Origin of the sequence: Gallibacterium genomosp. 3 (assembly GCF_001678475.1) — a bacterium.
Classification (GTDB): Bacteria; Pseudomonadota; Gammaproteobacteria; order Enterobacterales; family Pasteurellaceae; genus Gallibacterium; species Gallibacterium faecale.
This window is the reverse complement of sequence record NZ_JTJR01000024.1, coordinates 1-18,765: the sequence shown is the minus strand read 5'-3', so window position 1 is coordinate 18,765 and position 18,765 is coordinate 1. Positions and strand designations below refer to the sequence as shown.

Annotated in this window: 15 protein-coding genes and 1 pseudogene; 14 read left to right on the top strand and 2 right to left on the bottom strand. The window is 36.1% G+C overall.

All coding sequences use genetic code 11. The features are described 5' to 3' along the window. Window positions 1-112 precede the first annotated feature (112 nt). Complete coding sequence (locus tag QV06_RS06120; protein ID WP_065235332.1) at window positions 113-1,627, bottom strand: CoA-acylating methylmalonate-semialdehyde dehydrogenase; 1,515 nt, start codon at window positions 1,625-1,627, stop codon at window positions 113-115. Between the two features lie 211 nt (window positions 1,628-1,838). Here QV06_RS06120 and iolB point away from each other — a divergent pair, with 211 nt between their 5' ends. The 5 genes and pseudogenes from iolB to QV06_RS06095 all read left to right on the top strand — a co-directional run bounded on the left by iolB (window position 1,839) and on the right by QV06_RS06095 (window position 7,080). Next, window positions 1,839-2,663, top strand: a complete 825-nt coding sequence (gene iolB / locus QV06_RS06115; protein ID WP_065237366.1) for a 5-deoxy-glucuronate isomerase — start codon at window positions 1,839-1,841, stop codon at window positions 2,661-2,663. A 282-nt stretch (window positions 2,664-2,945) separates the two neighbouring features. Continuing rightward, a complete protein-coding gene (pdxA, locus tag QV06_RS06110; protein WP_065237365.1) occupies window positions 2,946-3,944 on the top strand; it encodes a 4-hydroxythreonine-4-phosphate dehydrogenase PdxA in 999 nt (332 codons plus the stop codon). A 76-nt stretch (window positions 3,945-4,020) separates the two neighbouring features. Continuing rightward, a pseudogene (locus tag QV06_RS06105) lies at window positions 4,021-4,968 on the top strand (2-keto-3-deoxygluconate permease). A gap of 1 nt (window position 4,969) precedes the next feature. Next, window positions 4,970-6,208 carry a four-carbon acid sugar kinase family protein gene (locus QV06_RS06100; protein WP_065237364.1) on the top strand — a complete coding sequence of 413 codons (1,239 nt, stop codon included), beginning with the start codon at window positions 4,970-4,972 and terminating at the stop codon, window positions 6,206-6,208. A 116-nt stretch (window positions 6,209-6,324) separates the two neighbouring features. Continuing rightward, window positions 6,325-7,080, top strand: coding sequence for a DeoR/GlpR family DNA-binding transcription regulator (locus tag QV06_RS06095; protein WP_065237363.1), 756 nt, complete (start codon window positions 6,325-6,327; stop codon window positions 7,078-7,080). Between the two features lie 79 nt (window positions 7,081-7,159). Here the strand turns inward: QV06_RS06095 and plsB are convergent, their stop codons facing one another. Further along, a complete protein-coding gene (gene plsB / locus QV06_RS06090; RefSeq protein ID WP_065237362.1) occupies window positions 7,160-9,577 on the bottom strand; it encodes a glycerol-3-phosphate 1-O-acyltransferase PlsB in 2,418 nt (805 codons plus the stop codon). A 191-nt stretch (window positions 9,578-9,768) separates the two neighbouring features. On the opposite strand from plsB, the gene lexA reads away from it, so the two are divergent. The 9 genes from lexA (at window position 9,769) to QV06_RS06045 (ending at window position 18,446) form a co-directional block, all read left to right on the top strand. Further along, window positions 9,769-10,410 carry a transcriptional repressor LexA gene (lexA, locus tag QV06_RS06085; RefSeq protein WP_065237361.1) on the top strand — a complete coding sequence of 214 codons (642 nt, stop codon included), beginning with the start codon at window positions 9,769-9,771 and terminating at the stop codon, window positions 10,408-10,410. Window positions 10,411-10,857: 447 nt separating this feature from the next. Next, window positions 10,858-12,654 (top strand): fumarate reductase (quinol) flavoprotein subunit, encoded by a 1,797-nt coding sequence (gene frdA / locus QV06_RS06080; RefSeq protein WP_065237360.1) that lies wholly within the window; start codon window positions 10,858-10,860, stop codon window positions 12,652-12,654. Continuing rightward, complete coding sequence (locus QV06_RS06075) at window positions 12,654-13,427, top strand: succinate dehydrogenase/fumarate reductase iron-sulfur subunit (protein WP_065234725.1); 774 nt, start codon at window positions 12,654-12,656, stop codon at window positions 13,425-13,427. The genes frdA and QV06_RS06075 overlap by 1 nt, the downstream gene beginning before the upstream one ends. Before the next feature lie 10 nt (window positions 13,428-13,437). Then, the gene (frdC, locus tag QV06_RS06070) at window positions 13,438-13,833 is read left to right on the top strand and encodes a fumarate reductase subunit FrdC (protein ID WP_065237359.1); all 396 of its coding nucleotides are present in this window, start codon (window positions 13,438-13,440) and stop codon (window positions 13,831-13,833) included. Window positions 13,834-13,843: 10 nt separating this feature from the next. Beyond that, window positions 13,844-14,188 (top strand): fumarate reductase subunit FrdD, encoded by a 345-nt coding sequence (gene frdD, locus QV06_RS06065; RefSeq protein ID WP_065237358.1) that lies wholly within the window; start codon window positions 13,844-13,846, stop codon window positions 14,186-14,188. Window positions 14,189-14,451: 263 nt separating this feature from the next. Continuing rightward, window positions 14,452-15,447, top strand: coding sequence for an autotransporter outer membrane beta-barrel domain-containing protein (locus QV06_RS06060; RefSeq protein WP_065237357.1), 996 nt, complete (start codon window positions 14,452-14,454; stop codon window positions 15,445-15,447). 317 nt (window positions 15,448-15,764) lie between these two features. Further along, window positions 15,765-16,769, top strand: a complete 1,005-nt coding sequence (gene manX, locus QV06_RS06055; RefSeq protein WP_065237356.1) for a PTS mannose transporter subunit IIAB — start codon at window positions 15,765-15,767, stop codon at window positions 16,767-16,769. 22 nt (window positions 16,770-16,791) lie between these two features. Then, the gene (locus tag QV06_RS06050) at window positions 16,792-17,595 is read left to right on the top strand and encodes a PTS mannose/fructose/sorbose transporter subunit IIC (RefSeq protein ID WP_065237355.1); all 804 of its coding nucleotides are present in this window, start codon (window positions 16,792-16,794) and stop codon (window positions 17,593-17,595) included. A 14-nt stretch (window positions 17,596-17,609) separates the two neighbouring features. Then, window positions 17,610-18,446, top strand: coding sequence for a PTS mannose transporter subunit IID (locus tag QV06_RS06045; protein ID WP_065237367.1), 837 nt, complete (start codon window positions 17,610-17,612; stop codon window positions 18,444-18,446). Window positions 18,447-18,765: the final 319 nt, after the last annotated feature.

Genomic DNA, 18,765 nt, shown 5'->3' with positions numbered 1-18,765 from the left:
TTTTGTCTACTATACCAAAAAAGAGAAAAAAATAATAAAAAATGTGTGTGGAGAGCGACCACACACATAAATCTTGAGTGTCTAAAACCTCTCAAGAGAAGAGAGCTTGTTATTAAAGTGTTGGCATACTAAATGCAGCGCCTTGTTCTCTCACTTTATGATTTGGCCAACGGCTAGTTACAGTCTTCATACGGGTGTAGAAACGTACGCCATCTGGACCATAGGCATTTAATGGGCCAAAGATAGATGATTTCCAACCACCAAAGCAGTGGAATGCCATTGGTACTGGAATTGGAATATTAATACCCACCATACCCGCTTTCACATCGTGGCTATATTGACGCGCAGCATCACCATCGCTCGTGAAAATTGCACTACCATTACCATATTGATGGTCGTTAATAAGTTTAATCGCTTCGTCATAATTTTTCGCACGAACGATAGCAAGCACTGGGCCAAAGATTTCTTCTTGATAAATTTTCATCTCTGTGGTGACGTTATCAAATAAAGTACCGCCAATGAAATAACCGTTTTCATGACCAGCTACTTTATAACCACGACCATCAACAACCAGTTTAGCCCCTTCTGCAACACCTGAATCAACATAACCAGAAACTTTGGCTAAGTGTTCTTTAGAAATTAATGGGCCCATATCATTTTCTTTTTCACCCTCAGGTAGAATACCTGGGCCAATGCGTAAAGCTTTAACTTTTGGTGTTAAGCTTGCAACTAATGCATCAGCAACCGCATCATCAACAGTAACAGCCACAGAAAGCGCCATACAACGTTCACCTGCTGCACCAAATGCTGCACCTAATAACGCATTTGCTGTTGTTTCAATATCTGCATCAGGCATAATTAATGCATGGTTTTTCGCACCACCTAATGCTTGTACACGTTTACCGTGAGCAGAGCCAACTTCATAAATATATTGAGCAATTGGTGTTGAACCAACGAAGCTAACCGCTTGAATACGTGGATCACGTAATAATACATCAACGACTTCTTTATCACCTTGAACCACATTAAACACGCCATCTGGTAAACCTGCTTCTTTTAATAATTCAGCTAAACGAATAGAAAGTGAAGGATCTTTTTCTGACGGTTTTAATACAAAGGTGTTACCACAAGCTAAAGCTACTGGGAACATCCACATTGGTACCATAGCTGGGAAGTTGAAAGGGGTAATCCCTGCCACAACTCCTAATGGTTGCATAATTGAAAAACTATCAATACCACGACCGACATTAGCGGAAAACTCACCTTTTAATAAATGTGGAATACCTGTTGCAAATTCAACAACTTCTAGACCACGAGTTAATTCACCAATAGAATCTGAATAGATTTTACCGTGTTCATTAGTAATTAAACGGGCAAGACTATCAAAATTCTTCTCTAATAACTCTTTGAATTTAAATAAAATTCTGGCACGGCGTAATGGTGATTGTTGTGACCATGCTGGGAACGCATCTTGTGCAGCAGTAATGGCCGCTTCCATTTCACTTACCGTACTTAATTTTACTTGTTTAGTTTGTTCACCAGTAGCTGGATTATAAACAAAAGAACTTCTTTGACTTTGGCTTTCAACGATTTGTCCGTTAATAAAATTTGGAATAACTTGATTCATAATTATCCTCACGTTAGTTTGTTTAACATTCATTTGGCTGTGGCGATAACCATACTCCAATGAAATAAAAATTTCAAATAAAAATCTTTTTAAAATATATTTTTTGTTTTATTTTGTGATCTATGTTGTATCTTAAGAAAAACAAAGTTCAATGATGAACGTTTATCGCCTATACTTGGCATACTTTAAAACAAGGTGAAAAGAGGTTTTTATGAGTCAATTATTAGCAAAATCTAAAAAAGTAACTGATGGTTTTCGCCAACAAATTACCCCACAAAGTGCTGGCTGGGAGTACGTTGGATTTGAGTTATTACACTTATCAGCAGGTAAAACTCAACTTTTTGAAACAGCTGAAACTGAAGTTTGTTTTGTGATGATGAGTGGTTATGCAACGTTTGAAGTAGATGGGAAAACGTATGAACGTATTGGAAATAGAACAACACCATTTGAACGTATTCCACCTTACTCTTTATATGTACCACATCATAAAAATGTTCAAATTAAAGCAGAGAGTGAAACAGAAATTGCAATTTGTCGTGCCCCAAGCCAAGGTAATTTGCCAGTACGTCTAATTACTCCAGCAGATGTAGGAGTTGAGAAACGAGGTTATGGGAATAATAAACGTTTAGTGCATAATATTTTACCTGAAACAGAACCAGCAGATGCCTTATTAGTGGTTGAAGTCTTTACTGATGAAGGTTGTACAAGCTCATTCCCGAGCCATAAGCATGATCAAAAAGATTGTGAAACAGAAACATATCTAGAAGAAACGTATTATCACCGCTTTGAGCCTAGCCAAGGATTCTGCTTGCAACGTGTTTATACTGATGATCGTAGTTTAGATGAATGTATGGCAGTTTATGATGGTGATGTAGTTAAAGTACCAAAAGGCTATCATCCAGTCGCAACGATTGCTGGTTATAACAACTATTACTTAAATGTAATGGCAGGCCCGGTTAGAAAATGGCGTTTCACTTGGGAAAAAGATCATCAATGGATTAACACAGAAGAATACGCAAAGAAATTTGCTAAGTAGCTTCACTAGATAAAATTCGTCCTTAACTAACCTTAAAGCCAACTCTTGTAGTTGGCTTTTTTTATTCCTAAAAAATCATTATTTTGATTAAATAAAATCTATTTGATTGTTTTTAATCAAAATGTGATCCTCTTCACAAAAAGGATTTTTGTCATTAAATATACTTAATAAAAAATAATTCATCATTATTTATGATTTTTTTTGATTCAAAATAATCATTTATATAATCGATGAAATATTGAAATAAAAGGTAGTCGTATATCAGTAACAAAGGAGTATTAAATGAAACCAATTTTAGGAATAACGATGGGAGATGCTGCAGGTATTGGTGCAGAAGTGATAGTAAAAGCACTTGCTGATCAACATTTGTATGAGCTTGCTCACCCTCTTGTTATTGGCGATAAAAAAATGATGACTAGAGCAATTGAGCTATTAAAGTCACCATTAAAACTTAGGGTGATCAGTGAGTTGAAAGGGTTTTCTTCAGAGTATGGTTATATTGATTTAGTGGACTTGGATAATTTACCAGCAGATTTACCATTTGCTCAAGTTGATCCTCGCGCAGGATGTGCAGCTTATGAATATATTGAACGTGCTGTTCAATATGCGATGGCAACCAAAATTCATGCAGTAGTTACTGCACCACTGAATAAAGAAGCGTTACATGCGGGTGGCAAGATGTTTCCAGGGCATACTGAAATTCTTGCGACATTAAGTGGAACTAAAGGTTATTCAATGATGTTGGTGAGTCCAAAATTACGTGTGATTCATGTAACAACGCATGTTCAATTACGTAAAGCTTGCGATTTAGTGAAGAAAGAGCGGGTACTTACGGTGATTAAACTTGCAGATGAAAATGCCAAAATGTTGGGATTCAAAGTACCAAGAGTGGCTGTTGCTGGGTTAAATCCACATTCTGGTGAAAATGGTATGTTTGGGGATGAGGATAGTAAAGAGATTGTCCCTGCGATTGAAGAAGCTAGAGCATTAGGCATTAATGTATCAGGTCCAATTTCTCCCGATACAGTTTTTCATCGAGCTGCTAACTTAGATGAATTCGATATTGTGGTCGTGATGTATCACGATCAAGGTCATATTCCAATCAAATTATTAGGTTTTGATACAGGTGTAAATGTTACCGTAGGGTTACCATTTATTCGTACATCTGTTGATCACGGAACCGCATTTCCTATTGCTGGACAAGGCATTGCTGATAGTAAAAGTATGAGTGAGGCATTGTATCTTGCAGCACAAATGGCACAAATTAAATTTACTAAATAAATTATACACATAGTGTAAGGAGAACTGTATGTCAGCTAATCAAACGTCTCAATCAATAATTCCTTTGTATGATGGCATGAATAAAATACCTGGTGGTGCAATGGTTATTCCTTTGGTATTGGGGTCGATTATAGGCACATTTTTTCCAAATTTCCTCGGATTAGGCTCGTTTACCACGGCACTATTTAAGTCTTCTGCTGGACCATTAATTGCATTATTAATTTTTTCAACTGGTATGCAAATTACATTAAGAAGTTCTGGGCCTGTTTTAGCTCATACAGGAGTTGTTTTATTATTTAAAACAATTATCCCAGTAGCATTAGTTACTCTATTGGGGCTAATTCTTGGTAATGATGGTATTTTGGGTATTTCTTTATTAGCAATGCTTACTGTTGTAGCGAATTCAAATGGAGGTATTTGGTTAGCATTTACCGGTAAATATGGGGATTATCGAGATAGAGGAGCCTATATTGCATCTGCTGTAAATGATGGACCATTCTTTGTTTTACTTTTTTTAGGCGCATCTGGATTAGCTGATATTCCTTTTTCTCTGATGTTAGCCGCTGTATTACCTTTATTAATAGGTATGGTAATTGGAAATGTGGATACGAAGTGAACTAATTTAATGAAACCAACAGGAGCAATTGTGATTCCTTTCTTTGCTTTTGCACTAGGTACAGGGATTAATTTACATGCAATTGTTACTGGTGGAGTAACAGGAATTATTTTAGGTGTATTGTCATCAGTTTTAACAGGATTTTTAGTCTTTTTTGGTTATAAAGCTATTTTAAGAAGAGGCAATTTATCTGGGATTGGTTTCGCTGCTGGTACGACAGCGGGTAATGCAATTATTACACCAGAAATTGTAGCTCAAGCAGATCCAAGTTTTGCTCCTTATGTCCAAACAGCTACTGCACAAATTGCAGCAGCAGTACTTGTATCAGCTATTGTCGCTCCTTTATTGGCTGCATGGGTATTAAAACGCCAAGGTAGCTTAGTAGAAGATACAAAAGGAGAAATTTAAGATGAAAGAAAATCGTTTATTAGTTGTAGCTGATGACCTTACAGGAGCTAATGATACGGGGATAATGTTTGCTAGCAAAGGATATTCCACCATGTTAGAAACTGATGATGAGTCGTTGAATATGGCGGATTTTTCTCAAGCAAATGTATTTACAGTCTCAACGGATTCTAGGGCTTTGGGTAACTTGGCAAGTGATAGAACGTATAATGCTGTTGTTGCAGGAATTAAAAATGGCATTACACAATTATATTTGAAAATAGATTCTACAATGAGAGGATCTGTTACATATCAAATAGATGGTGCATTAAAAGCATGGAAAAGAGTCTATCCTAATGCAAAAGCTATTATTTGTTCTGCTTATCCTGAAATGGGGAGAACAATTCGTAATGGAGTTTTATATGTGAATGATGTTCCGGTTAAAGATACCCCATCAGGGAAGGATGCTATTTGTCCAGTGTTATCATCTAAAATGGAAGAGTTATTACCTAATGCAATACTTTTAACCGGTAAAACTGAAAAGGAACTGATAAAGCAAATATTATCATCTTCCTCTGATCAATTTATCATTGATGCAGTAACAGAAGATGATTTAGCAATCATTGGAAATGTTATTAATGAGCTGGGAAATAGTATTATTCCAGTAGGTTCTGCAGGTTTAGCAAATAAATTACATATGAAATTTAATGTTTATGGTGAGAGTAGCAATAGAAATCTATCATTAGGAAGATCTTTAATTTTAGTGACATCTATCCATGAAACTAGTCAGCAGCAAGTAGATGAATATATTTCTCATGCTGGTGGTAGTTCAATAGTATTTAATCCTTCACCATTACAATTGTTAAATCACGAAATATCTTCGAGTGCTTTGAAACAACAATTAGGAGCACTAATTAAATCTAGTAAAGATAACGTTATTATTAGAGCTAATCCAACAAAAGTACCTGTACAAGATGGAAATATAAATAGTATTGCTAGGATTCTTGCAAAGGATTTAGCTGAACTTGGATTATTTTGTCTAGAAAATGAGCATTTTGATTCACTAATTTTATTTGGTGGTGATGGGGCTGCGATGTTACTGGATAAGATGAATATTACTGAAATGCGATTATTATTTTCTATCGTACCAGGAGTTCCGCTATGCAAAATTGATAATACTAAATATCAAGGATTAATTGTGATGACTAAGTCGGGAGGATTTGGTAATAAGGATTTATTACGTATGATCAAAGAAAGAGTATAAATTTAGTCCAAGCCGGAAGGATTTGAGAAAAACAAAAATTTAGTGAATAATTAAATAATTGTATTGTAGGCACACATTAGATTTATAGTGTGTGCCTTTTATGATAAGAGAATAATATGTCACCCGATCGTTTAGAACAAATCCTGCTTTTCTTGAAAAGTCATAATATTGCAACTGTTGATCAACTTGTAAAAGTCACTAATGCTTCGCCAGCGACAATTCGTCGAGATTTAATTAAATTAAATGAACAAGGATCTGTTATCCGTACACATGGTGGAGTAAGCCTTAATCAATTTATTGCAGCGCAACCAACTACAAATGAAAAACAACTTAAATTTGTCGTAGAAAAAGGCAGAATTGCTGACCATGTTGCTTCTTTTATTAAAGCTGGGGATTCAATAGTACTAGACGCTGGAACGACAACATTATGTATTGCAAAGAAAATAGCCCATTTACCATTAAGAGTGATCACAACGGATCTGCATATTGCTTTATTTTTATCTGAGTATAAACAAATCGATTTGATGTTGACGGGAGGGTATATTGATAACTCTAGTCAATCTTGTATTGGTAATCATAGTATTCAGTTATTACAGAATGTATATCCTGATTTGGCGTTTGTAAGTTGTAATTCGTGGAGTTTAGACAAAGGGGTAACAGCGCCAACAGAAGATAAAGCAAATCTAAAAAGCAGCTTATTACAGAATGCAAAGCGACGTATTTTAGTGGCAGACAGTAGTAAATATGGCAAATATTCGCTGTTTAGTGTAGCAAGATTAGCGCGGTTTACTGATATTGTGACCGATATTAATTTAGATAAACAAGTAATTACTGAATTACAAAATGAAGAGTTTAAATTAGCACTTGTTTAGTCTTATTAAGATAAGAGTGTAATAAAAAAGCGTGTAAATTAAATGACTTGCACGCTTTTTTAGTATTAGTTGGAATCAATTATTTTTCGATGGCATCTTGGATAGTGATATCAATTTCTAACGAAACGATCTTGTGTAAAATTGAATGTAATTCATCAATTTTTTCACTAATAGCATTACCATTTTCATCAAAATAATTGTTTTGTTTTAAACAATTAATAAAGGCAGCAAATACTGCTTTATCAAAAAATTCTGGTGCATTAATACCATGTAAAACAGATAAACGCTGTGCAATAGATTGGCTTTCTTTTTCCAATTCAGCACGAGAAAGCGTAGTATTCGCTTTTAATAAACTCAATGTGATGTAATAACGTTGTAATGTTTCTCTGACACCAGCTGCTAATAATTGTAATGAACGACCACGTTTTTTGTTAATACTCAACAGATTTTCATGACGTTTAAAGATTTGTTGACGGCATAATTCATCAATAATGGTTAATAAATATTGATGGAGTTTTTCTTGAGGAATACTTAAGAATAATTCATTGGCTAAGAATGGATAGAATTTTTCTACCGCATCAAGCGCTAAATTAAGCTCTATGGCTTCATGGTGTAAGACTAAGCTGGCAATAAAAGATGGTAATACAAATAAATGTTGAATATTATTGCGGTAGTAGGTCATCAATACAGCCGAACTACGTTCTAAGCGTACAATTTCCCCAAAATTATCCTTTTCCACAAGAATTCCTACGCGATCTAATCCTAATACGTGTTGCAATAATGATTCGCCGTTTTCATTTGGCAAAATCACGTCGTCGTCATAGCAGGTATTACGTAATAATTGTAGATAAGTATCTAATTGTTCAATTAATAATTCTTTAGATAATGCACGTTGGCGAGAAGAGAGTAAAATCGAGCCCGTTAAGTTCATTGCATTAACCGCAGCAGCACGGTTGATATTCACCATAACTTGATTGGAAACACGATCAACGGCTTCATTAAACCATTCTGGGCGTGTTTTTTCATCAGTATTACGCCATTGTGGATAATGTTGGTTAATATAGGTATTTAACGTAATTGGCTCAGCAAAGTTCACATAACCTTTACCGAGGTTACGCAGCTTTTTGATTACTCGTAACACTAAGCCAGCATTTTCTTTTTCTTTCGCAGCACCACGTAATTCTTTGGCATAAGTATCTACCTCTAGAACATGCTCATAGCCAATATAAACAGGCACAACAGTAATTGGACGTGTTTGCTGCCCACTTTGTAAAGCCTGTAATGTCATTGATATCATACCGGTTTTTGGTGCGAGTAAACGCCCAGTACGAGAACGTCCTCCCTCAATAAAGAATTCAACAGAGTAACCACGATGGAATAATTCCGCCAAATATTCTCTAAAAATCGTTGAATAAAGGCGATTACCTTTAAAGGTACGGCGGATAAAGAAAGCGCCCCAACTACGGAACATACTGCCTACTGGCCAGAAGTTAAGATTGATCCCAGCTGCAATATGAGGCGGTACTAAACCTTGATGATAAAGCACATAAGAAAGTAATAAATAGTCAATATGGCTGCGATGGCAAGGAACATAAACAATTTCATGGCCTTCGAGTGCTAATTTACGTACACGATCTGCGTGCTCGACACTAATACCTTGATATAATTTATTCCATAACCAACGTAAAAAGCGATCAGCCACCCGCAAACTGCTATAATTAAAATTAGCAGCAATTTCTTCTAGAATTTTTCTGGCTTCTTGCTCAGCTTTTTCTTGAGAAATTTTCTTACTACTCATTTCATCAGCAATAGCAGCCACAATATTTTCATTTTTCAATAACTTAGAAAACATTGCGGAACGATTAAGTAAGCGAGGTCCAGTTGCTGAAATACGTTGTTTAGAAAAGTGGATTCGAGCAACACGAGAAAGCTTTTGAGCTAATTTTGGATCGCTGCCATCGGTGTTGATCATACGACGTAGTGATACTGATTGAGAAAAACGCACAAAATTATCGCGACCAAACCAAAGGATGGTGGCAAATTTTTCGATACCATTCAGTAAGCGTAATTTAGGTAAGCCTGATTTATCTTCATAACCTGGCGATCTTCCCCAAAGTACAGAAACAGGGATTAATTGCACATTTAATTCAGCAATATCATGGTGTAATTCCAGATAACGAGCAAAAATTTGTTCAGTTTCTTTTTTTACAGTTTTTGATTTAAAGAAACGCCTACCTTCATCTAAAAAGACATAGCGCGGTAACTTTACGCCATTAATATCATTTTCTTGCAATGGATCAGGTAATCCTAAAGCCAAGCAGTTTTTTTGAAAAATTAATAAATCTGTTTGAGAGGTATAAGGCAGAACATAAATGAGGGGTTCTGCAATATTAAGATTAAGTTCTTGAATTGGATTGTTTGGAATTGAATTACTTTTAACTAATAAAGAGAGCGGTAATTTTAGTAAATTGCGATAAAAATTGAGCAAAGCTGCCATTTTTTATTCCTTTTTAGTTTAATTTTATCTGAAAAACGGCGTAAGTTTAGCACAAATTCTGCAAATAAAACGATTTATCAGATCAAAGCTAAGCCATAAAGAAAAGGGGAGCATTGGAAAATAAGCGTTGCAATACAGTATTTGCTGTATATAATGACAGGTAATACTGTATAAAAGAACAGAGATAGATTATGGCAAAATTAACAAAAACTTTGACGGCACGACAACAAGAAGTATTCGATTTTGTAAAACAACATCTAGAACAAACGGGTATGCCACCAACACGTGCGGAAATTGCAAGAGAATTAGGTTTCCGTTCTGCGAATGCTGCTGAAGAACACCTAAAAGCATTGGCCAAAAAAGGGGTTATTGAAATTGTTTCTGGTACTTCAAGAGGTATCCGTCTAATTAATGAAAATGAAGATATAGTCAATGATGAAGAAGTTGGTTTGCCATTAATCGGTAAAGTAGCCGCAGGCGAGCCTATTCTTGCTACGGCACATATTGAAGCCACTTATCAAGTGGATGTGAATATGTTTAAACCAAAAGCAGATTTCTTATTGAAAGTACAAGGGATGTCAATGAAAGATATTGGTATTTTAGATGGGGATTTGTTAGCGGTACACAGTACAAAAGATGTACGGAATGGGCAAGTTGTTGTCGCTCGTATTAATGATAATGTGACTGTGAAGCGTTTTGAACGTAAAGGAAATATGCTCTATCTTTATCCTGAAAATAGTGAGCTTTCGCCGATTGTGGTGGATTTAAGCCAGGAAGAGGTTGAAATTGAAGGGATTGCAGTGGGGATTATCCGTAATAATGCGTGGATGTAAGTATAGTTATTGTGAGAAGATTACCTTTTAGGCAGCGATAGGCTGCCTTTTTCTTATCCTTTTTCTTATAAAAGAGAATTAATAGTGTAAATGAAGTGTATATTTTTTATTCATTCTAATATTTGTATTGTCACTTCATTAAATTGTTAATAACTCGTGTGTCAAAATCACATTTGTTTCTTAATTGTTAATAAGATGTTTTATCAAAAATTTTTTGAGAAATTTTAGATAAAATTTCGTTTATTTCTATCTTTGTATGAATCTTGTTCTATAAGCAAATTCTGCTTCTACCTCTTATTTACTGGAAAGGTGGATAACTTTTTTGAGGTAGATCACGAAACAGAGTTTTTTTATTAAAAATCTGTGAAAAAATAATTACCTGATCTCCAATTAATGGCAAAATAATTAAACTTTTTACTCGTAAATTAATTAACTTGGAGGAATATCGTGCAGACCGTTAATGTCGATATTGCAATTGTTGGTGCTGGTGGTGGTGGTTTGCGTGCAGCAATCGCAGCCGCAGAAGCTAATCCTAACCTTAAAATTGCTTTAATTTCAAAAGTCTATCCTATGCGTAGCCATACTGTTGCCGCAGAAGGTGGTGCAGCAGCTGTTATTAAAGAGGAAGACTCTTACGATAAACATTTCCATGATACTGTTGCTGGTGGTGACTGGCTATGTGAACAAGATGTTGTGGAATACTTTGTCCAACACTCACCGATTGAAATGACACAATTAGAGCGTTGGGGTTGTCCTTGGAGTCGCCGTCCAGATGGTGATGTAAACGTACGTCGTTTTGGTGGTATGAAAATCGAAAGAACGTGGTTTGCAGCAGATAAAACTGGTTTCCACTTACTCCATACATTATTCCAAACTTCTATCCAATTCCCTCAAATTCAACGTTTTGATGAACATTTCGTATTAGATATCCTTGTGGATGACGGTCATGCACGTGGTGTAGTCGCCATGAATATGATGGAAGGTACCATGGTACAAATTAATGCGAATGCTGTGGTTATTGCTACTGGTGGTGGCTGTCGTGCGTTCCGCTTTAATACTAACGGTGGTATCGTAACAGGGGATGGGCTTTCTATGGCATATCGCCACGGTGTTCCACTTCGTGATATGGAATTCGTACAATATCACCCAACAGGCTTACCAAATACTGGTATCTTAATGACTGAAGGATGTCGTGGTGAAGGCGGTATCTTAGTAAATAAAGATGGCTACCGTTATTTACAAGATTATGGTCTAGGACCAGAAACACCAATCGGCAAACCGCAAAATAAATATATGGAGCTTGGTCCTCGTGATAAAGTTTCACAAGCATTCTGGCAAGAATTACAAAAAGGTAATACCTTAAAAACTGCAAAAGGTGTTGATGTAGTTCATCTTGATTTAAGACATCTTGGTGAAAAATATCTACATGAACGTTTACCATTTATTTGTGAATTAGCACAAGCTTATGAAGGGGTTGATCCTGCGAAAGCACCAATTCCAGTACGTCCAGTTGTTCACTATACAATGGGTGGTATTGAAGTTGATCAACAATGTGAAACCCGTATTAAAGGCTTATTCGCAGTAGGTGAATGTGCATCTTCAGGTTTACACGGTGCTAACCGTTTAGGTTCTAACTCATTAGCGGAATTACTTGTATTAGGTCGTGTTGCGGGTGAATATGCAGCACAACGTGCAGTTGAAGCACAACCAGCAAATCAATCAGTTATTGATGCTCAAGCACAAGATGTCATTAAACGTGTTGATGCACTATTAGCTCAAGAAGGTACTGAATCTTGGTCAAGTATCCGTGATGAAATGGGTAACTCTATGGAAGAAGGTTGCGGTATTTATCGTACACAAGAAAGTATGCAAAAAACCGTTGATAAAATCCAAGAGTTAAAAGAACGTTATAAACGTATTCGTATTTCAGACCGTTCAAGTGTGTTCAATACTGATGTGCTTTACACTATCGAATTAGGTTACATCTTAGATGTAGCACAATCTATTGCTTGCTCAGCAATCGATCGTAAAGAATCTCGTGGTGCACACCAACGTTTAGACTATACAGAACGTGATGATGTGAACTATTTGAAACATACTTTAGCTTTCTATAAAGCAGATGGTGTACCAACCATTGAATATAGCGATGTGAAGATCACTAAATCACAACCAGCTAAACGTGTTTACGGTGCGGAAGCAGAAGCTGCAGAAGCAGCAAAAGTAGCAAAAGAAGGGGCAAAATAATGGCGAATGCATTACAAACAATGACGGTGGAAATTCTACGTTATAACCCTGAAGTAGATAGCGAACCGCATTTAAAATCCTATCAAGTTCCATACGATAGCCAAACCTCATTACTTGATGCGTTAGGTTATATTAAAGATAAACTCGAACCTGAACTTTCTTATCGCTGGTCTTGCCGTATGGCGATCTGTGGTTCATGCGGAATGATGGTTAATGGCAAACCAAAATTAGCGTGTAAAACATTCTTACGTGATTTTAGCGGCCATATGCGAATTGAACCATTAGCGAATTTCCCAATTGAACGCGATCTCGTGGTTGATCTTAGCCACTTTATTGAAAGTCTTGAGTCAATTAAGCCATATATTATTGGTAACCAAGCACCAGAGCTTAAAAATGAACCTCAACCTTCATCAGAATTGGCTAAATCAAGAACTAAACAAACGCCAGCACAATTAGAGAAATACCGTACTTTCTCTATGTGTATCAACTGTGGTTTATGTTATGCAGCTTGCCCACAATTTGGCTTAAATCCTGAATTCGTAGGTCCTGCCGCGATTACCCTAGCTCATCGTTATAACTTAGATAACCGAGACCATGGTAAAGCAGAGCGTATGAAGATTCTTAACGGCAAAAATGGGGTATGGAGTTGTACTTTCGTTGGTTATTGTTCAGAAGTTTGTCCAAAACACGTTGGCCCAGCTTCTGCGGTTAACCAAGGTAAAATTGAAAGTGCAAAAGATTACGTTTTTGCAATGTTAAAAATGCAAAAGTAAGGAGAGTAAAATGACAACAGTAGCAACCAGTAAACGCAAAAAATATGTGCGTGAAGTGAAACCAACTTGGTGGAAAAAGTTAGATTTTTACAAATTCTACGTATTGCGTGAAAGTACATCAGTGCCAACTATTTGGTTCTGTATTGAATTATTCTATGGCTTACTTTGTTTAGGCGATGGTAGTTTTGATACTAAATTTATTGGATTTTTACAAAATCCAGTAGTGGTGATCTTAAATATCATTACGCTTGGCGCAGTTTTATTAAATAGTTTCACATTCTTCAATATGGCTCCACAAATGATGAATGTCATTGTCAAAAATGAACGTATCGATGTGAACTTAGTAACCAAAGTATTTTGGGGTATTACTGTCGTAGTAAGCATTATTGCCTTAATTCTATTATAGGGAGAATAAGATGAACAAAGAAACTCCAAAACGTTCAAATGAACCCGTAGTTTGGTTATTATTCGGTGCGGGTGGTGCGATTAGTGCAGTATTTTTCCCTGTATTAGTGCTTATTCTTGGTTTCCTTCTTCCATTTGGAATTGTGTCGCCAGATAACATCATTGCATTTACGCATACTTGGATTGGTAAATTAGCAATTCTTGCTTTATTAATTTTCCCAACTTGGTGTGGTATCCACCGTATCCATTTAGGTTTGCATGACTTTAAAGTGCATGTACCCGCAGGCGGTGTGATTTTCTACGGATTAGCAGTGCTTTATTCTGTACTAACACTTTGTGCTGTGATTACTTTATAACTGACTATTAGTTAGAAACATAAATTTCTTATAGAATCCCTCTTTTTATTTTAGGAAAGAGGGTTTTTTTATAATAATAGTTAATAATTGGCTATTTTTAGGAAATCTTTCTATAATAAACAGGATAGTTGTCTAATCAGCTATTTCTTTTAATCAATTTAATCAATGAAATCAATGGATTACTCAACTGAATTAATAGATTATTTAATTAATTCGGGGGGGGGGGAATCTTAAATTAAACAAAATTGAGTGTAGGATATATTATGAATGATCTATTAAAAAAATTAGGAATTGCGATATTGGTATCGCTTAGTTTGTCTAATACTGTACTTGCTGAGATTGAAGATGAGTCTGGCGAGGAGTACGATGAGGTGGTTGGTCGTTCACCAGCTTCACCAGCTTCATCTGCTTTAGTCTGGGTTGATACTCAAGATATTTACTACTATATGACTAATATGGATCGCTTAACCAAAAGATTAGGTTCATTAGACGATTACCGTTTTGCTGATGATAAGACTAACGGACTATGGTTAAGAACCGAACAAGGTAAGTTTTCCCACCAAAAAGAACATTTCTATCAATTAGGATATAACCACTCATCATTACGCAACGATGATATACAATGGTTAAATGGTATTAGCCTAAATTATCTAAAAGGCTCTCATCAATCGTATGAAAAAGGTGTGTCATTACATAGCACTTTCTTTAATTATCAAAAACATTATTATTTGGATATGTTATTACATTATGGAGCTTATAAGACTAATATTTATGTTTCCTCAGATGATACTCTAAGTCGTTTTACGCATAAAGGTAAATTACTTAAGCTTAGCCTTGAGGCTGGTTATGAGAAAAAATGGGAAAATAACTGGTTTTTACGTCCACAAGCCCAATTACAATTCGCACATACAAAGGGTAAAAACTATATGTTAGGTAACGATAATCATCTATATATTAGTAATGCAAGTAGTTTGGTTGGACGTTTAGGCTTTGAATTAGGCAAAAATTTTAAAACAAATCACCGTATATTTGTACTAGGTAATCTGTATCATGAGTTCTTATCCTCTAAAGGGACACGATTACATACCAGTAATGCTGTAACCGATAACTCTCAATATCCGAAAGATTGGTATGATATTGGTATCGGTTATAGTTATAAAGGGAAGCATTTTACACCATATATTAATGCAGAGCGCTCATTCTATAAACATTATGGTAATAGTACACGTGTGAATGCGGGTATTTCTTACAGCTTCTAGTATAAATTTTGTATTATGGTATAAAATCCCTTATGATAGATAAGGGATTTTTTTTCATTTAATAAAATAAATAACTTTGATATTTATTTTTAAATTTAAAATAAATATTGTTAATAAGTTGATAAAAAATTGCGAACACTCGACTTTTTTCGCAGAAATAGACATTTTTTCAATAAAATAAACCGTAAAATATCATCTTTTTTTCCAATTTTGTGATCTATGTTATATCTCTTTTCTTCATTTTTCTTTAAAATTGCGCCCACTTTTATACTCTATTTGAAATTTTATCTATCAATTAAATTAATTAAGGAGCTCCTATGAGTATTGCTATTATCATAGCTACACATGGTGTTGCAGCAGAACAGTTGCTTCGTACAACAGAAATGTTGATCGGGGAACAAGAAAATGTTGCATTTATCGAGTTTGTGCCAGGCGAAAACGCTGAAACCATTATCGGTAAATACCAAGCTAAGTTAGCAAATGAATTAGCACGTTGTGACCAAGTATTGTTTTTAGTGGATACTTGGGGTGGAAGCCCATTCAATGCGGCTAACCGTGTAGCAGACGGTAAAGATAATATGGAAGTCGTAACAGGTGTTAATGTGCCGATGTTAGTAGAAACATTTATGGCGCGTGATGATGATCCATCATTAGAAGAGCTTGCTGAAATTGCGCTTGAAACCGGTCGTGGTGGTGTGCGCGCATTAAAATTAGAGCAAAAGCCACAAGCAACAGAAGAAGCTTCAGTAGCTGTACCAGTCGCACCAACTGCGCCTGCCGCGTCAGCACCAGCAGCACAACAACCACAAGTTGCAACTGCCGGTAAACATATGGCGATTGGTTTAGCACGTATTGATGACCGTCTAATTCATGGTCAAGTTGCAACACGTTGGACAAAAGAAAGCCGCGTTAATCGTATTATTGTCGTTAATAATGAAGTAGATAAAGATGATGTGCGTAAAACAATGTTAAAACAAGCTGCTCCTCCGGGTGTGACAGCACACGTTGTTAACGTAGAAAAGATGGTACGTGTTTACAATAACCCTGAATACAATGAAGATTGTGTGATGTTGTTATTTACTAATCCAACAGATGCATTATTCCTCATTGAAGCAGGTTTAGAGATTAGATCCGTTAATATTGGTGGTATGGCCTATCGTGACGGTAAAAAACAAATTACCAGTGCGGTATCTGTTGATCAAAAAGATATTGAAGCATTTAAGAAATTAGCTGAACTTAATGTTGAGCTTGATGTACGTAAAGTATCGAATGATCGTAAAGAAGATATGCTTGACTTGCTGAAAAAGAGCAACCTGATTTAATAATTAACTAAAGGAAAATGCTATGGAACTTTCTAGTATTCAAATTATTTTGATCTTCATCATCGCTTGTATTTCAGGGATGGGATCAATTTTGGATGAGTTTCAAACTCACCGTCCGTTAATCGCTTGTACCCTAATCGGCTTAGTATTAGGTGATATAAAAACCGGTATTATTGTTGGTGGTTCATTAGAATTATTAGCATTAGGCTGGATGAATATCGGTGCAGCGTTAGCACCAGATGCAGCATTGGCGTCTGTGGTTTCTACTATCTTAGTTATTGTTGGTGGACAAGAAATTACCACAGGGATTGCGATTGCTATTCCGCTTGCAGCAGCAGGCCAAGTATTAACTTACGTTGTTCGTGCAATTACCGTAGGTTTCCAACATTTAGCTGATAAATCTGTACAAGATGGTAATTTAAACCGCTTAGACTGGGTACATTGCAGTGCTTTAATTTTACAAGCAATGCGTATTGCTATTCCTGCGTTAATCGTGGCTTTAACTGCGGGTACGGATACCGTTCAATCATTATTAAGTGCAATTCCACCAGTAGTAACAATGGGGTTAAAAATCGCTGGAGGAATTATCGCTGTTGTTGGTTATGCGATGGTAATTAATATGATGCGTGCGGGACATTTAATGCCATTCTTCTATGCAGGTTTCGTTGTCGCTGCATTCACTAACTTCAACTTAGTGGCATTAGGGATACTTGGTACAATTATGGCAATTCTTTATATTCAACTTCACCCTAAATACAATCAAAGTAAACAAGTGGTGCAAGTAGTTTCAGCTGGCAATAATGATCTTGATAACAGATTAGATTAATGGGAGAAGTAGAAATGATAACCGAAATGAAAAAAGTAACTCAAAGCGATTTAAACAAAGTTGTGCTTCGTTCTAACCTTTTCCAAGGTTCATGGAACTTCGAACGTATGCAAGCATTAGGTTTTGCGTTTTCTATGGCACCAGTCATCAAACGTTTATACCCAGATGCAAATTCTCAAGAACGTAAAGATGCGATTAAACGCCATTTAGAATTCTTCAATACACAACCATTCGTGGCTGCGCCGGTGTTAGGTGTTACCATTGCGATGGAAGAAGAGCGTGCTAACGGTAAGCCAATTGATGATGCAGCTATCAACGGAATTAAAGTAGGTTTAATGGGACCTTTAGCCGGGGTAGGTGACCCAATTTATTGGGGAACTGCACGTCCAGTATTTGCGGCGTTAGGTGCTGGTTTAGCTTTAAGCGGGAGTATTTTAGGGCCATTACTTTTCTTCTCCTTATTTAACCTTGTTCGTTTAGCAACACGTTATTATGGTGTGACTTATGGTTATAAGAAAGGGCTTGATGTTGTTAAAGATATGAGTGGTGGTTTACTGCAAAAATTAACTGAAGGTGCTTCAATTTTAGGGCTATTTATTATGGGGGCCTTAGTTCAAAAATGGACGAGCATTAATGTGCCGTTAGTGGTTTCCGTTATTGAAAAACAAGATGGTACGGTAGAAACGACCACTGTTCAGCAAATTTTAGATAGCTTAATGCCAGGATTATTGCCATTAATCTTTACCTTTGCTTGTATGTGGTTATTGCGTAACCGAGTTAATGCACTTTGGATTATTATCGGTATTTTTGTAATCGGTATTATTGGTGCAGCAACAGGTATTTTAGGTTAAAAATGAAGTGTGGTGGGCGATAGCCCACCAGTTTTATATAAAGTTTATTTGATATTTTTGTTGTAATTATTATTTAGGTTTTTCGCGATAGTTTTTTAGGTTTCGCCCTAAAGGGCGACTTACTTTTCTTTATGCGTATAAAGAAAAGTAGGCAAAAGACAACGCGAAGCGTTGAATGTTGCTGAAAGCAACAGCCCGAAGGGTGAGCGAAGAGAATAATGTACGCCCTCGCACACTTGCTACTCCTCATTCCAATAAGATTTTCCGAGCGGCAAAAAACAGAGATTTTTCTCACTACGTTTGAAAAATGATCACTTTT